The 16746-nt window shown below is 40.6% G+C and carries 17 protein-coding genes and 1 pseudogene; all 18 read left to right on the plus strand.

The annotated features are described in order from the left end of the window. The first annotated feature begins 117 nt into the window (after window positions 1-117). The 18 genes and pseudogenes from ACRQ5D_RS29000 (at window position 118) to ACRQ5D_RS29085 (ending at window position 16637) form a co-directional block, all read left to right on the plus strand. Window positions 118-597: a UpxY family transcription antiterminator gene (locus tag ACRQ5D_RS29000; protein ID WP_431198575.1), complete on the plus strand. Its 480-nt coding sequence runs from the start codon at window positions 118-120 to the stop codon at window positions 595-597. Continuing rightward, on the plus strand, window positions 587-1885 hold the full coding sequence (locus ACRQ5D_RS29005; RefSeq protein ID WP_091162540.1) for a nucleotide sugar dehydrogenase: 1299 nt from the start codon (window positions 587-589) through the stop codon (window positions 1883-1885). The genes ACRQ5D_RS29000 and ACRQ5D_RS29005 overlap by 11 nt, the downstream gene beginning before the upstream one ends. A 5-nt stretch (window positions 1886-1890) precedes the next feature. After that, window positions 1891-3330 carry a lipopolysaccharide biosynthesis protein gene (locus tag ACRQ5D_RS29010; protein ID WP_091162539.1) on the plus strand — a complete coding sequence of 480 codons (1440 nt, stop codon included), beginning with the start codon at window positions 1891-1893 and terminating at the stop codon, window positions 3328-3330. Continuing rightward, a pseudogene (locus ACRQ5D_RS29015) lies at window positions 3327-4501 on the plus strand (DegT/DnrJ/EryC1/StrS family aminotransferase). The gene ACRQ5D_RS29010 and the pseudogene ACRQ5D_RS29015 overlap by 4 nt, the downstream one beginning before the upstream one ends. Continuing rightward, a complete protein-coding gene (locus tag ACRQ5D_RS29020; protein WP_256337316.1) occupies window positions 4498-5355 on the plus strand; it encodes a glycosyltransferase family 2 protein in 858 nt (285 codons plus the stop codon). The pseudogene ACRQ5D_RS29015 and the gene ACRQ5D_RS29020 overlap by 4 nt, the downstream one beginning before the upstream one ends. Before the next feature lie 23 nt (window positions 5356-5378). Next, window positions 5379-6548, plus strand: coding sequence for a glycosyltransferase (locus tag ACRQ5D_RS29025; protein WP_091162537.1), 1170 nt, complete (start codon window positions 5379-5381; stop codon window positions 6546-6548). An 18-nt stretch (window positions 6549-6566) separates the two neighbouring features. Beyond that, entirely contained in the window at window positions 6567-7334 is a 768-nt protein-coding gene (locus ACRQ5D_RS29030; RefSeq protein WP_432327440.1) for a DUF2334 domain-containing protein, read from the plus strand. A 16-nt stretch (window positions 7335-7350) separates the two neighbouring features. Next, window positions 7351-8595 (plus strand): DegT/DnrJ/EryC1/StrS family aminotransferase, encoded by a 1245-nt coding sequence (locus ACRQ5D_RS29035; protein ID WP_091162535.1) that lies wholly within the window; start codon window positions 7351-7353, stop codon window positions 8593-8595. 9 nt (window positions 8596-8604) lie between these two features. Next, window positions 8605-9195, plus strand: a complete 591-nt coding sequence (locus ACRQ5D_RS29040) for a sugar transferase (RefSeq protein ID WP_091162534.1) — start codon at window positions 8605-8607, stop codon at window positions 9193-9195. Between the two features lie 84 nt (window positions 9196-9279). Continuing rightward, window positions 9280-10437, plus strand: coding sequence for an O-antigen ligase family protein (locus tag ACRQ5D_RS29045; protein WP_176844336.1), 1158 nt, complete (start codon window positions 9280-9282; stop codon window positions 10435-10437). Window positions 10438-10462: 25 nt separating this feature from the next. After that, window positions 10463-11524, plus strand: coding sequence for a glycosyltransferase (locus ACRQ5D_RS29050; protein ID WP_091162532.1), 1062 nt, complete (start codon window positions 10463-10465; stop codon window positions 11522-11524). A 29-nt stretch (window positions 11525-11553) separates the two neighbouring features. Next, entirely contained in the window at window positions 11554-13395 is a 1842-nt protein-coding gene (gene asnB, locus ACRQ5D_RS29055) for an asparagine synthase (glutamine-hydrolyzing) (protein WP_091162531.1), read from the plus strand. A 15-nt stretch (window positions 13396-13410) separates the two neighbouring features. After that, a complete protein-coding gene (locus ACRQ5D_RS29060; protein ID WP_432327444.1) occupies window positions 13411-14187 on the plus strand; it encodes a hypothetical protein in 777 nt (258 codons plus the stop codon). Beyond that, entirely contained in the window at window positions 14138-14425 is a 288-nt protein-coding gene (locus tag ACRQ5D_RS29065; protein WP_432327446.1) for a hypothetical protein, read from the plus strand. Before ACRQ5D_RS29060 ends, ACRQ5D_RS29065 begins: the two co-directional genes overlap by 50 nt. An 8-nt stretch (window positions 14426-14433) precedes the next feature. Then, a complete protein-coding gene (locus tag ACRQ5D_RS29070; protein WP_432327448.1) occupies window positions 14434-15054 on the plus strand; it encodes a glucosamine inositolphosphorylceramide transferase family protein in 621 nt (206 codons plus the stop codon). An 8-nt stretch (window positions 15055-15062) separates the two neighbouring features. Then, window positions 15063-16124, plus strand: coding sequence for a glycosyltransferase (locus ACRQ5D_RS29075; RefSeq protein ID WP_091162529.1), 1062 nt, complete (start codon window positions 15063-15065; stop codon window positions 16122-16124). A 92-nt stretch (window positions 16125-16216) separates the two neighbouring features. After that, window positions 16217-16390, plus strand: a complete 174-nt coding sequence (locus tag ACRQ5D_RS29080) for a hypothetical protein (protein WP_432327450.1) — start codon at window positions 16217-16219, stop codon at window positions 16388-16390. Further along, window positions 16368-16637, plus strand: coding sequence for a hypothetical protein (locus tag ACRQ5D_RS29085; RefSeq protein WP_432327451.1), 270 nt, complete (start codon window positions 16368-16370; stop codon window positions 16635-16637). Before ACRQ5D_RS29080 ends, ACRQ5D_RS29085 begins: the two co-directional genes overlap by 23 nt. Window positions 16638-16746: the final 109 nt, after the last annotated feature.

Consider the following 16746-nt stretch of genomic DNA (forward strand, 5'->3'; position numbering starts at 1 on the left):
CTTATTAATTCCCCGATCCAACTTTATTCATTTTATGGAAACCCAATTAAGAACACCGCAATTTCGCATGACAAATTATCATGAAAAAAAATGGCTTGTTATTTACACCAAGCCCCGATGGGAAAAAAGGTGGACAAGCTTTTAAAGCAAAATGGCATTGAATGCTATTGCCCGGTCAGAGATGTAGTAAGCCAATGGTCTGACAGGAAAAAGGAGATCAGTGTCCCTCTGTTTAGCTCCTACGTATTTGTTCATGTCGATGCTTATGAGCAGTCAAGGGCACTTTATGTAATGGGGGCGTTAGGCTTTGTTTACTATATGGGTAAACCTGCTGTAGTGAGGGACAACGTAATAGACGAGATCAGGACAAATCTTGTACGCTACAAAGACATGGAAATTGTGAGCCTTAACAACCTCACTGTTGGTGATACAGTTAAAATAAAAGATGGCGCTCTTGTAAATCAAATGGGTAAGGTGCTGCAGATACAGGGCAAAAATGTATTAATGATTTTTGAAACCATCAATTGCGCTTTGGTAACACGTGTTTCAATCCAAAACTTATCAGTTCATAACATCAGCAGAAATCATGAAAATTGAGAATTACCAACCTAAATTAGGCATTATCGGTCTTGGTTATGTAGGCTTGCCCCTGGCCGTTGAATTTGCAAAAAAATACAAAGTTATTGGCTATGATATTAATGTAAGTCGCATTAATGAGCTCAAATTGGGCATTGACCACACTTTAGAGATCGACTCTGACCAATTAAATGCAGTAATTACGCCTGTTTGCACAACCGCAACCGGTTTATACGTTACTGATGAAATTGAAAAACTACAGCAATGTTCCATATTCATTGTAACTGTGCCAACCCCTGTTGATAAAAATAACCGGCCGGATCTCTCTCCGTTAATAAATGCCAGCAGGGTTGTAGGCAAAGTGTTAAAAAAGAATGATATCGTAGTTTACGAATCAACCGTATATCCTGGGGTAACAGAAGATGAATGTATGCCTATTTTAGAAAAAGTATCGGGGCTTACCTATAATGTTGATTTTTTTGCAGGCTACTCGCCTGAAAGGATCAATCCCGGAGATAAATTACATACCGTTTCAAAAATCCGCAAAATTACATCAGGCTCTACTCCGGAAACAGCCGAAACTGTAGATAAGCTTTACCAATCAATTATTACAGCCGGCACATTTAAAGCGCATTCGATAAAAGTAGCTGAGGCTGCCAAGGTAATTGAAAATGCGCAACGCGATATAAATATTGCATTTGTGAACGAGCTGGCCATGATCTTTAATAAACTGGGTATCGATACCCATAAAGTATTGGAGGCAGCGGGCACTAAATGGAACTTTCTGAATTTTCGCCCGGGCCTTGTTGGCGGCCACTGTATCGGGGTTGACCCATATTATCTTGCACAAAAGGCCCAGGAAGCAGGTTATCACCCTGAAATTATTTTGGCTGGTCGGCGTATCAACGACTCTATGGGTGCATATGTTGCCGATCAGTTTATTAAACAGATGATTTGTCGCGGTACTTCAATAACAGATAGTGAGGTGCTTATACTTGGTTTCACATTTAAAGAAAACTGCCCCGACGTAAGGAATACCCGTGTGATAGACATTGTTAAACGGTTGAAGGAGTATAAGGTAAAAGTGCATATCCATGATCCCTGGGCCAACGCGGCACATGCTAAAAAAGAGTATGGCATCATCTGCGAAAACGGCGAATCAAAAACCCGTACCTATGATGGGGTTTTACTTGCGGTTGCCCATGAGGAGTTTAAAGAAATGAATGTAAAAGCGCTTTGCAAACCTAATGCCGTATTGTATGACCTGAAGGCGTTTTTACCGGAAGAGGTTGTTAACGCCCGGCTTTAAAAATTATGAGCTATAAACAAAGAGCGGTATCTGGCATAGTGTGGGCGCTATGGCAGCAATTAAGTTCAAAAGTGGTAAGCTTTGGCATATCCATATTTCTGGCACGGATTCTGGAGCCATCACAATTCGGTTTGATAGCTATGCTGTATCTTTTTATATCGGTAGGCAATAGTCTTTTGGATGGCGGCCTTACTGCTTCGCTGATCCGCACAACCGATGCCGATCAGCGCGATTATTCAACCGTCTTCTATTTTAATATCATTGGCAGCAGTATCCTTTACCTGATACTTTTTATAACAGCGCCGCTTATCGCTGCTTTTTATCATCAACCGTTGTTAACCTCTGTTGTGCGGGTTTACACCTTAATTTTGATCATAAACGCATTTTTTGGTGTACAAAGCACCTTGCTGGTTAAGGATCTGAAGTTTAAAAAACAAACTAACATTCAAATCCCATCGGCTATTGGCGGCGGAATATTAGGCATCATACTTGCAAAATTAGGATACGGCGTTTGGAGCCTTGTTTGGATGGGTTTATGCACCTCATTTTTATCAACAGCCATACACTGGATCACCTCAAGCTGGAGACCAGCGCTGATCTTTGATAAAGCATGCTTTAAGAAACACATTCATTTTGGTTATAAAATGACATTATCGGGTTTAATTGATACCGTTTATCAAAACATTTACCTGATAATCATAGGTAAGTTCTTTTCGGCAGCCCAGCTTGGCTACTACAGCCGGGCCGATTCGATAAGCCAATTACCGATAAGTAACATTTCAGCTGCTATAAATAAGGTTACCTACCCAATGTTTGCCGAAATATCAGACGACCCGGTACAGTTAAAAAATGTTTATAAACGACTCATGCAACAGGTAGTATTCTGGAATGCACCGGCACTCATCATGCTGTGTATCATTGCCAAACCACTGTTTCATATTTTACTAACAGACAAGTGGTTACCGGCCGTCCCTATTTTCCAGTTACTGTGTATTGGAGGTATCATGTATCCCCTGCACTCATACAACTTAAATGTGCTGAAAGTGATGGGGCAAAGCGCGCTGTTTTTAAAGTTGGAAGTTATTAAAAAAGTTTTGAGCGTTGTCGGGATCCTGTGTTTTATCCCCTTCGGCATCTATGGCTTGTTATATTTCCAATTATTTTTTAATGTAATAGCCTATTATATCAACTCTATTTACAGCGGGCGTTTAATTGACTACCCCGTTACCGAGCAAATAAAAGATATTTTGCCTACAGTGGTGTTAGCCGGAGGCATTGGCCTCTGCTGTTATTTCCTCGACAAGTTGGTGATCAATGATTTTTTCATCCCAACTATGCAAATTGGCATATTACTCATAGTATTCATCGCGGTTTATTATAGTGCCAGTTTGTTAATTAAGCTCTCCGCTATTAAAGATTTTAACCAATTAATCCTAAAAAGATGATTCCAGTAACCAAACCATTTCTCCCTGCCGAAAAGGAATTCAGAGCCTATGTTAAAAGTATCTGGGAAAGGCAATGGCTCACTAACAACGGGCCCCTTGTAAACACGCTCGAATTAAAGTTAAAGCAATACCTGGGCGTTAGTCATATGCTGTTTGTAACAAACGGTACAATAGCTTTACAACTGGCCATCAAAGCACTTAACTTAAGCGGAGAAATTATCACAACGCCATTTTCATTTGTTGCTACTACAAGCACCATAGTATGGCAGGGTTGCGAACCTGTATTTGTGGATATCGATCCTGAGACACTGAATATTGATCCGGCTAAAATAGAAGCGGCCATCACACCCAACACATCGGCTATACTGGCAACACACGTATTCGGTAACCCATGCGATATAACAGCCATACAGGCTATTGCTGATAAACATAACCTTAAGGTGATCTATGACGCCGCACATTGCTTCGGTACTTTTTATAAAAACCGCTCCATATTTGAATATGGCGACATCAGTGTAACCAGCTTTCACTCAACCAAATTATATCACACAATCGAAGGCGGCGCTGTATTTACCCAGGATCCGGAGTTATTAAAAACCATGGCACTGATGCGCAACTTCGGATATTCAGGTGTTGATACTTTCTCGGAGGAAGGCATCAACGCCAAAAACAGCGAGTTTCACGCAGCAATGGGTTTATGCAACCTGCGCCATGTTGACGAGATACTTAAAAAAGAAAGTATTTGTATGAGCAATATCTGCAGCGCCTGGAAAACCTGAATGTTCAGTTTCAAAAACTTGAAAACGAACAGGATTACAATTATGCATATTTCCCGGTCGTTTTTCAAACAGAGGCGCTGATGCATCAAAGTAAAGCAAAATTAGAGTTAGCACAGATTTATTGCAGGAGGTATTTTTACCCCTCACTATCATCATTGCCATACGTAAAAAGCCAACCAATGCCTGTTTGCGATTCGATAGCTTCAAGGGTGGTTTGCCTTCCCTTATACCATACGCTATCGCTGTCAGATCTTGACCTTATTTGCAGGTTACTGCTCCGTGCACAAAACTTCGACAACAACTTTAAACCGAAACATTTTGGCACACTGGTGACTGATAAAATTGAATCTGAAATAAATGTTAGGGCGGCGAATGTAAATGGAACGGTATGAATGATGATGAAATAATGGTAAGTATTATCTGTATTACTTACAACCATGAAAAATTCATTTCCGAGGCTATCCGAAGCTTTTTGATGCAGAAAACCAACTTTAAGTTTGAGATCATCATTGGCGACGATTGCTCGACAGATAAAACCCAGTCAATAATTAAATTTTACTCAGAAACCTATCCCGGCAGGATCAAGCTTATAGCCTCCCCTGCCAATTTAGGCACACATAAAAACTTAATTAATTGTGTTACACAGTGCAGGGGCAGGTACATAGCTCTTTGCGAGGGCGACGACTACTGGATAAATGAATATAAACTGCAAAAGCAGGTTGATTTTTTAGAAAACAATGCCGACTTCGTTATTTGCTGCCATTACCACAAAGTGATAAACGTTAATAACAAAACACTTTACGTACACCCTAACCCAACACCACTGATACATACATATGCCGATTTGCTGGCGGGGAAACAGGAAGAAACAAAAACGGCAACAGTTGTTTATCGCAATATTCCCGAAACCCTTCAGTTATTCACTGCCCCCTGGTTTTTTGAATGTTTTGCCGGAGATAAAATGTTTAAGCTATGGGCCACTCAGCATACTGGCGGTAAAATTTACGTAATACCCGAGGTAATGAGCTGTTACCGCAATCATGAGGGCGGCGTATGGAGCATGATCAACGCCAAAGCACGTATGGAAATGGTTATAAGTGATTTCAATTTAATCATCAAAAATTTCACATACTCCGCGATCGCTAAAAAAAGACTTTTGCTGCTTTATATAAAACGCTATCTGCTTTTTGAATTACAAAACAAGCGGTTTCGTAAAGCGTACGATACGGTAAAATACCTCCTATAACTGCCAGCGCATTTAACATTAACATGAACATACAAGCCGCCCCCTTTTCAAAACCCGTTCTGTTTTTCATTATTCCGTCGCTTAAAGGCGGAGGAGCAGAAAGAGTTATCATTTCGCTTGCTAATTATTTTAATAAAAACAACTTCCAGTCGGTACTTATTTCTTTAAACAATGATGTTCCAGCATATGAAATTGATGACGATGTTAAGGTATTTTACCTAACTGACCGTCAAAAAAGCTCATTTATTTACAGGTTGTATCATATTGCCGAAACTTTTTTTAAACTTATCAAGTTATTGCGGACTCAAAAACCGGTGTGCGCTTTATCGTTCATTACATCCGCCAATGTTTGGACTGGCATTACCTGTTGGTTAACCCGGGTGCCTTACATTGTTTCAGAGCGCACTTCGCCCGATAGAAGTGTTATCAGGTTTAACTATTTACGTAAACAACTGGCTTTAAACTTATATAAAAGAGCCGAAGCAGTTGTAGTAAGTGCTAAAGGAGTAGAGGACTGCCTGCTTAAGGATAAAGACTTTAAAGTACTCACTAATATCGTGCGCATAACAAATGCTGTTACTATTTTCCCATTACCGTCAGAGGAGAAGGTTCACCATCGGAGGTTTATTTTGGGGGTTGGCCGTTTGGCTTATGTAAAAGGCTTTGATATCCTTATTGAAGCCTATGCAAAATCAGGCCTTACCGACGTCGATCTGATAATCGTTGGCGATGGCGAAGAACGCGCTAACCTTGTTTGCCAGATCTTTAATCTCGGGTTAAGAGAACGGGTGTTGCTGCCTGGCAGCAAAAACAACCTCCAGGATTATTATAACCAGGCCGAAATGTTTGTTTTGCCATCGCGCAACGAGGGATATCCCAACGCTTTAGTTGAGGCTATGAGCTTCGGATGCCCTTCTATAGCAGTTGATTGCAATTTTGGACCTTCGGAGATTATCAATAACGGCAAAAATGGAATACTGGTAAAGAGAGGGTCAATAATTGATTTAGCCGATGCAATGCACCGCTTGGCCGGCGACGAAGTTTTAAAAACAACTCTTGGAAATCAGGCCCGCGTAATATCTCAAACCAACCATCCCGATAAGATCCTGGGAGAATGGGAAACGTTAATCAAAAAGCACATTGCTGCAACTGCAACAGCGGCACAACTAACAAACAGCCAACCAGCTTTATAAAACTATCAAACTGTTAATATGCTACAGTACTTAATTCGTTTGGATGATTTATGCCCGACAAATAACCTCCAAAAATGGGAGCGTTTCTTCATCCTGTTTGACAAGTATGACATAAAACCCATAATTGCTGTTATACCGGCAAATAAAGACCCAAAGTTAAAAGCCTGCGGTAATTTCAATCCTTACTACTGGCAGTTGGTGCGCGAACTTCAAAATAAAAATTATGTGATAGGCATGCACGGTTTTGATCATTATTACATAAATCACAACTCCGGCCTACTGAAGATGAATAACCGGTCGGAATTTGCAGGCTTACCATTGCAAACACAAAAAGAAAAAATAAGAAAAGCGGCCGAAATTTTCAAACGTGAAAATATCAACCCCACTGTTTTTATTGCCCCTGCACATACTTTTGACCGTAATACATTGCTTGCTTTACACGAATACACCAACATTAAAATAATAAGTGACGGCCTGCTTAAGTCACCTTATGTAAGATTTGGCTTTAATTGGGTACCTGTTCAACTATCAGAAGTTGAACAAAAAACAAAATACACCTGGACATTCAATTATCATCCCGAAACCTGTTCTGACAAAACATTTGCTGAGCTTGAAATTTTCTTAGAAAAAAACCATCACGTTTTTGTTTCATTGGATGACCTCGATTTTTCAAATTATACCTGGGCAGATGCCCTTGCCGAAAAATATTGCATTTATAAACGATTAGCCCGTGATTACGCTCAAAAAGCAATCGCTTTTTTGGAACGGGTCCCCGCCGGAAACTAACTCTATTAAACCTGATATGAAAATTTCTTTTGCGCCACCTTACATTGACCAGGCTGTTATAAACGAGGTTATGGACACGCTTAACTCTGGCTGGATAACCACCGGACCCAAAGTAGCCGCACTTGAACAGCAAATGAAGCAGCTTACAGCTTCGGATGCAGCTGTTTGCGTAAACTCTTGGACATCAGGAGCTATCCTAATGCTGAAATGGTTCGGCATAAAGGAAGGCGACGAGGTTATCATACCAGCATACACCTATTGTGCTACCGCCTTAAGTGTACTGCATTGCGGGGCTACGCCGGTGATAGTTGATGTTGATGACGATTGCTGCATCTCCACAGAAGCTGCAATCAAAGCAATAACCCCAAAAACAAAAGCAATTATTGCTGTTGACATAGCCGGCTGGCCATGCAACTACGAAGAATTAAAGGCGATTATCAATAAACCTGAAATTAAAAAACTATTTGTTGCTGAAAGTCCCAAGCAAAAGATTTTAGGTAGGATCCTCTTAATTGCCGATGCAGCGCACTCAATCGGTGCAACCATAAATGAATTACCGGCAGCAAAGTATAGTGACGTATCGATATTTTCTTTTCACGCGGTGAAAAACATCACTACAGCCGAAGGAGGTTGTATCTGCATCAATTTGCCTGCCTGCTTTAATCCGGCCGAGGAACACCGGTATTTAAAACTATATACTCTTAACGGCCAAACCAAAGATGCCTTTACCAAAAGTAATGGCGGCGGCTGGAAATACGACATCCTGTTTATGGGCCTCAAAATCAACATGCCCGACATTTGTGCAGCAATAGGCCTCGGCCAACTCAGAAATTATGAAGCCAGCTTGCTCCCTATGCGCAAGCATGTTGCATCCATATATTGTAACAGGTTCAAATCGATGGACTGGTTTATTGAACCACCACTAAAAAACGAGCAAAGGGAATCATCCTACCACTTGTTTGCCCTGCGCATCAAAGGCATATCAGAGGCACAGCGTGACCATATAATTGAAAGCATTATGGCTGAAGGGATCATGGCCAATGTACATTTTACCCCGCTGCCAATGCTTACTCTTTTTAAAGATCTGGGTTATAAGATAGCTCAGTATCCATCAGCTTATGCCCTTTACGCAAATGAAATCTCATTGCCCATTTATCCTCAACTTACCGGCGAGCAGATTGATTTCATAGTTACTACGGTAATAAACTCAGTAAACTCTGTGCTGGAAGAATGTAAAGAACTTGCAAAAGTTGAATTATAAAATAGAGTTATGATTAAACGGCTTTTTGATATTGGCATATCACTTATAGCACTGATAATGTTGCTGCCATTGTTTATTTTAATTGCCATAGCTATTAAAATAAATTCGAGGGGAAGCGCATTTTATAAACAAACAAGGGTTGGGAAAGATGGAAATGAGTTTGAACTGTTCAAATTCCGCACCATGTACATAAACTCGGACAAGGCCGGATTACTAACCATAGGTAGTAAAGATTACCGGATCACCAGTGTTGGTTACTGGCTCAGGAAATATAAACTTGATGAACTGCCGCAATTACTAAACGTGTTAAAAGGTGACATGAGCTTTGTTGGCCCGCGCCCCGAAGTACGGAAATATGTAAACCTGTATACACCAGCTCAACTAAGGGTATTAAGTGTTAAACCAGGAGTAACAGACTGGGCATCTATCAAATATTTTGATGAAAATGATATCCTGGCCGGCAGCGATGATCCTGAAGATATGTATATCAAGGTAATAGTTCCATCAAAGATCAGCAAGAACCTCGAATACATTGACAACCAGGATCTTCTCATGGATCTGAAGATTATATTTTCTACAATAAAACGAATTTTTCAATAGCACCACTTTATTATGCTGCTTAAAAAGTGCCTCTTTTACGGTTTAATGCTCTTCTATCTGTACACACTTGCTTTTAACATTTTCATGACAGATACTTTGAGGATTCCTGCGCCTGTAATTTTTTGCATGCTGCTATTCTTTGTGCAAAAACCTTTGCTGGATTTCGGCTATACCAAGGAGTTAATAATTTTTTTAATCGGCGTTTTTTTATACCAGGTAGTAGGGATGAGCAATTATATTACCTTTTTTGCCATTCTCCTTACTATAATACCATGTTCGTTATACTTTAATTATTTTGTAGGTGCAAATAAATCGCGCTATTACGCTTCAATATTAATGTTCTTCTTTTTGCTCATGTGCTCTATGATCATTATGGTACTTGATCACAGCATGGCAGGCACCATTGACCCGATCAGGAGCATGCTTTTGGGCGAACCGGTTAAACAAAGCCCTGCAGGGCTGGCAGTAACACAATTTAACTTCGGATACCAGGTTGTGGCCATTACAACGTTTGCCTTCATTGCCTCATGTACCACAGGGCAATATCTTATAGTAAGGGTTTTGGTTTTAGCAGCCTGCGTTGCCTGCATTTACCTCGGCATGAACAGGTCGGCATTTATAAGCTTTGGAGCCGGTGTAACGCTCTTTCTGTTTATTTACTATCGCTATAGAGCCGTTTTCCTGGTTGCAGCTACAGTGATCATATGTTTTGGTTTGTACACTTATGTATTAAAAGATAACACTGACGATAAAAACAACATCCTGTCAAAAAATCAGGCTAAAGAGGCCAATGATTTTAACAGGGCCGACATGGCTGCCGAAAACCTTAAAATATTTGCAGATTATCCTTTCGGGCTTATATTTTATGGCAAAACCTGGAACGACGTAACTTACCGAAACCCCTTGTTTACATTCGGCCTGTCATCGCACAATGCCTACCTGATGTTTATTACCCTGCTCGGCCCGTTTTTGGGGCTGGGGTTGCTATGGGCCATATATTACAAAACTGTCCGACTGTTTTGGCAAACTATAAAAAACGTAAAACATAAAGGGAGTGCAATTTATGTAGCTATATTTTTCACATTCATAGCAATTTCATTAAATGCGCTGTCGCATAACGGGTGGCTGATGAGCGTGGACGGCCCTACTATATTTATTTATTTCGCCGTATTACACTACAACAGGTTAAAAGACCCCGTAAAACAAACCGAACCAGTGCAGGAAGAATTAGCTGTCGCTTAAAACTTGATCCAGATTTTTATTTATAATGAGAAAGAAGATTTTCCTTGTTCTTGGTTCCCTTGGTACAGGTGGTTCTGAGCGTGTTTACTGGCTGCTATCGCAATATTTCAACAAGCCCGATTATGAGGTAGTTGTAGTGTTACTTAATGGAGACGAGTGCAGTTTCTCAACAGAAATAGCAGGTATCAGATTTTTAAACCTGAAAACAATAAAAGCTTCATGCTCATTTTTTAAACTTCGCAAGCTGCTGAAAGATGAAAAACCATACGCTGTTTTTTCAACTACTGATCATATTAATATCCTGGTAGCCTTTGTTTCAATGTTTGTTAAAGTGCCTAATTTAATAGCCAGGGCATCTAACAATCCGCAACAAATGGCGCAGTTTTACGAATTTAAATCCCGCTTTTACAATTACTTTTCAAGGTTTTTGTTTGTGCGCTTTAACTCAATAGTTTGCCAGTCTGAAGAAATGAAGCAATCCATAGCCCGGTTTTATAATATTAACCTAAACAAGCTTATTGTTATTCATAACCCGGTTATTATAACGAACGCAATAAAACCTCAAAATCAAATTTCAGGATTAAAGAGGCTTATTGCAGTTAACCGGCTCATCAAAGAGAAGGGATTATTTCGCTTGCTTGAGGTTATGAAAGCACTACCTCAAAACTATGTTCTAACTATAGCCGGCAAGGGCCCGCTGATGGATACCTTAAAAGCAGAGGTACAAAATATTGGCCTCAACGAACGCGTGAAGTTCATCGGCGAAATTAAAAATGTTGCCGATGTTATTTCTAAGCATGACTTACTGGTTTTAAGCTCATTTACCGAAGGCTTCCCTAATGTAGTGCTCGAAGCACTGTCGGTAGGCGTTCCGGTAGTTACATTCAGAGTTGGCGGGGTTAACGAACTGATAAGGGAAGGCTTTAACGGTTTTATAGCCGAACAAAATGATCTTTGCACACTACGCCATCAAATTATCAGGGCATGCAATCAAACCTGGCAGCATCCTAATATCAAAGCCGATATCGTTGATCGCTTTAGTCTCGAGAAAATAGGCATGGAATATGAAACCCTGCTTGCTAATTAAACAAAACTATTAACCCCTAACGTTTTTTTATGTGCGGCATTTACGGATCAACAGTGAGGTATGACGATAACATCATATTTCAAAAACTGGCAAGGGCCGATTTCAGGGGCCCCGATTATTCTGGCTTTGAACACAATGGTCCGGTTACCTTAGGCCATAACCGGTTGGCTATTGTTGATCTGGATCACCGGTCAGATCAACCCTTAACTTACAAACACCTTAAAGTTGTATTTAATGGCGAAATCTACAACTATAAAACCTTAAAGATAAAGCTCACCGCCCTGGGTTACAGATTCCAGACCGATTCGGATACAGAAGTTATTACAGCCGCCTATCTTGAATATGGCGAAAACTGTGTTAACCATTTCAACGGCATGTTTGCCTTTGTAATTTTTGACACCCGCACGCTCCAGCTTTTTGGCGCCCGCGACAGGCTTGGCAAAAAACCATTTTACTATACCCAAAATGGTTTAGATTTTGAATTTGCCAGCCAGCCATCGCAAATATGTATAGGCCGGAATGTTACTATTAATGAACAAGCTATTAACGAATATTTTGTATGGGGATACGTTCCCGAACCCAAATCGGCCTGGAACGAAATCCAAAAGCTTGAGGCCGGGCATTCATTTTGTTTTGATTGCAACACGGGCAGTTTCAGAACAAGAAAATACTGGGAACTGGACTTAAACCATGCCGAACGCTATGAAGGAGTATACCAGCAAGCACAGGCCGATTTAACCCGACTGATTACTAACGCTGTTGATATACGCATGCATGCCGACGTGCCGCTTGGTGTATATCTTTCAGGCGGCATCGACTCATCACTTGTTGCGGCCATAGCTTCAAAAAACTATAACAATGTAAAAACCTTTTGCATAAAATTCAGAGAAAAAGGTTTTGATGAAAGCGTTTTTGCCCAAAAAATTGCCGATCATTTAAAAACAGACCATCATACAATTGAATGTAATAAAGAAGAAGGCCTCGAACTGATTGAGAGTTTCGGCCGCTATTATGATGAGCCTTTTGCCGATTCAAGCGCCATCCCATCCCTGCTGTTAAGTAAACACACCAAAAAACACGTTACTGTGGTTTTAAGCGGTGATGGTGGCGATGAAAGCTTTTTAGGATACAGCCGTTACAAATGGTTTAACATGGTTAATCAGCTGTTTAAATGCCCGTTGGCGCTGCGTAAAAGAATAGCCGATATAATTAGCATCTCCCCTAACTATCGCCATAAGTTAATTGCAATGGGGATCTGCAATCCGGAGGTTAAATCACTTTACGGGCTTATGCTGGGCGGCCTGGAATACTCATGGCTCGAAAATCCTAACATTGGCCTGCAGGTTCCGTTCATGGATATCTGGTCGTCAAAATCAACAAGCATGCTTCAAAAGCTGTCGGCGTTTGATACCAAGACCTATTTAAACGGTGACATAAATACTAAGGTCGACAGGGGCACAATGGCCTTTTCGTTAGAAGCAAGGGCGCCGCTTATGGATTACCGGGTAATTGCATTTGCTCAAACCCTGCCCGACAGCTATAAGTTTAAATACGGCATTCAAAAAAGGATTTTGAAAGATATCCTATACCAATATGCGCCGGCACAGCTGTTTGACAGGCCAAAATCCGGCTTTACAATGCCGCTAAGCCATTGGTTTAAAAACGAATTGAGAGATCACGTAATGGACCATCTTTCAATCAGCGAGTTAAAGAACATCCCTGGTATTAACGTACAAAAATCGTTTGCCATGATAAACGACCACATGAGCGGCAAATGGAACAGGGCAACGCAGATCTGGAAACTGCTTGTGTATACACAATGGCTTAAAGATCAGCGTTCAAAAGCAATTTCAACATACCAGGTAGCTTAAAATACTCTAAACCTTATGATCCAGATTAACAACAGGGCTATGCGTATAGTACCATACACAGTTGTGTGGTTTGCCGCTAAGCCAAATTTATGGGGCTGCCTGTTAAAATACTATAAACAAAGTAAAAGCAGTGAAGCTGTTCCGGGATATCGCAAAGAGGATTTTTTTACCAAAATAATTGATATAACCGTACCTGTACCTGATATTGAAGCCAATTTTGATAAAAACACATCTTACGAAATACGCAGGGCCATTAAAGATGGCGTATCAACCGTGATGGGTACCGGCATTAAAGCCTTTATTGACTTTTACAATGCATTTGCAGTTACCAAAGGCCTGAAAAAAATTAATAAAGAATTTTATAAATACAAGCCGCACCTGTTTATCACCAAAGCGGTTTACCAGGATCAGGATATTGTTATGCACGCTTACATCCGCGATCATTCATCACAAAGAGTAAGGCTATTGCATTCGGCTTCCCTGTTCAGAAATGAAAATGACAGCCAGTTAAGGGCTGTTACAGGCCGGGCAAACCGCCTGCTGCATTTTGAAGATATCCGCTTTTTTAAACAGCTTGGGTTTAAAATATATGATTTGGGTGGCTATGCTTACAATACATCGGATACCGAACTTTTAAAGATCAACAAATTCAAAGATAGTTTTGGCGGAAGCCTGCTGCAGGAAACCGACTATCTGCCTATGTCACTAACACTCCTGTCATTTTTTAAAAAAAATTCGATTTATGAAAGACCTTATCTCCTCATTCATTTCATTTATTCACAAAGTGTTTAGTTATGACAAATGGAATATAGGTTATATATCACAATCTCCCGAAAACCTTATCCACACTCAGCAGCTAAACGGAAAAATCAATTGGTTATCAGAAGATAAAGTGGATTATACAGCCGATCCTTTTACTGCAAATATCAATGGCCGTTTACATCTCTATTATGAAGAGCTTAATTTCTGGAAGGGAAAAGGCGAGATCATGATGACCGATGACATGCATTTCAAAAACAAGAAAAAGTAAATGGCATCATGGAAGACGAAATACACCTCTCTTATCCTCACATGTTCACTGACAGTAACCGGCTATACTGTATTCCGGAAACAGGCAGAGCTAAACAGGTGGCTCTTTATCAAATTGATATGAATAACCCTTATAAGTTTGAAAAGATTAGGGTGTTGCTGGAAGGCCAGGCATTTGTTGACAGTTCCATTATCCATTACAACAACAAATACTGGCTCTTTACAAGTGTTTCGGGAGAACACGGTGTACTGTATTTATTTTATGCCGATACCCTCGACGCTCCATTTAAGGCACATAAACAAAACCCGATAAATGTGGCGTCAAACGTGAGCCGGTCGGCAGGCAGGTTATTCGTTGTTGGTCAAAAGCTTTATATGCCCAGCCAAAATCCAAAAAGGTGTTATGGCGGCTCTGTAATGATCAATGAAATAACCACTATAACCGAAACAGATTTTCAATACCATACTGCTTTTGAACTACTTCCCCAGGCACCTTATGATGAAGGATTGCATACTATAAATTTTGAAGATGGATTATTAATTGTTGACGGAAAACGCAAAGTATTGAGTGCAATGGGGCCATTTAAAAAAGTGATCAGGAAGCTGAAGAGCCTTAATAATCCCAACTAGTGCCCAAGATGAAGCCTAAATTACTTTTTGTTTCAATTACCAACAAGGCAAACGGAGCCGAGAACGTACTGTTACAAGCCGCCCGTGCAAGTAACGCTTCTCTGCTATTTTTAAAGAAAGTTGAAAGCGGCGGGTTAAATATCCCCAGCGATCAACAAGTTGAATATGTGAGCAACGGAAGCATATTAAGTGGCTTTTCCAGGTTAATAAAAAGCTTAAGCCCCTACCGCACAGATCATATTATTTTTAGTACACATCCTTACTTAAATGCTTTCCTTGGTTTTTTAAAACGCATTGGATATTTAAAATCAAAACTCATAGTAAGGGAATGCTCATCTGTTTTAACCAGGTACAGCGGTTTAAAAAAATTGAGTTACCAGATAGCGTATCGGCTTGGCTACCCAGGGGCAAATTTGGTTGTATGCCAAACCAGCAGCATGCGGGATAGCTTTATACAGCATCTCCCATACATCGACAAGCGAAGGGTTATCATTCAGAAAAACCCGATCGACATTGAACAAAACCTAATAAAGGCCGAAGAAGCACTGCCCGCCGCCGATGTCGCTGTTGAATTTATTTGCGCAGCTGGGCGGCTGATCCCTGAAAAGGGTTTTGATATACTAATTATGGCTTTTGATGAAATTAAAGCTTCCCACCCCAATTTGCAGCTCCTGATATTTGGCGAAGGCCCGGAGCAAACCTCGCTTCAAAAACTGATCAGTGAATTAAAATTGGAAGGCCGGGTAGTATTAAAAGGGTGGATCGCAAACCCAATGCCTTATTTTAAGCATGCAAAAGCCTGCGTTATATCATCAATCAAAGAGGGTTTTCCGAACGTATTGCTGCAAATGATGATCCTGAACCCAGTTATAATCAGCACAAATTGCGCGGGAGGTATCGATGAGATTCCGGGCATTTACCTGGCTGAAGCCGATAATGTAAACTCGTTAACAACAGCGGTGAACACCGCCCTCAGCACTAATAGCAATCATAAAGACCTTATAATGCAATACGTAGAGGACCGTACCCCCGAAATATTCATCAAGTCGATACTGAATGCACTGGTATAAACGGCCCCTGACTTATACATAGTAGCGCAACAACTTTAACTAACTAAAATAAAAATTTTATGAAAACAATTATTAAATCCACCCGAAATGTTGTGTTGCCTATAATAACAATTGTAGCCATGCTATCTGCTATTAACGGCTGTAAAAAAGCCGACCAGCCGACACCAACACCAACTACAACACCGCCTACAACTACTCCTCCTGTTACAACACCACAGGACGAGATCTATCAAATCGATAAGCTTGATAGGGTTGAGAGTCGATAGCGGCTTTTGTTACAAAATTGGCTATGATTTACCTGAAATTGGGGATTCAAACACCTCTCCAACTGTTTCAAAGCTCAGGCTGTTTGAAAATGGTGTTGAACTGGGGCCGGCCCACTCTACCCACCGTGATATCCGCAATTTTGGACTGGGACAATTTAGCCATTGGGGCAACACATTGTATTTCTCAACGTCAGACAATAGTAATCCACTTACAAACGGGAGAAAATACACTTACACCATGAAGTAAGATTTATCAAATCACACTCAAACGCGCGCAATTTGATAAACTCCTTACTCAAAAGTATTCTGCAACAAGTACATCTACCTGCCTTTTTCGTTACCGTTCCTGATTCTTT

Origin of the sequence: Mucilaginibacter sp. P25 (genome assembly GCF_050859465.1) — a bacterium.
In the GTDB taxonomy this organism is placed as follows: domain Bacteria; phylum Bacteroidota; class Bacteroidia; order Sphingobacteriales; family Sphingobacteriaceae; genus Mucilaginibacter; species Mucilaginibacter gossypii.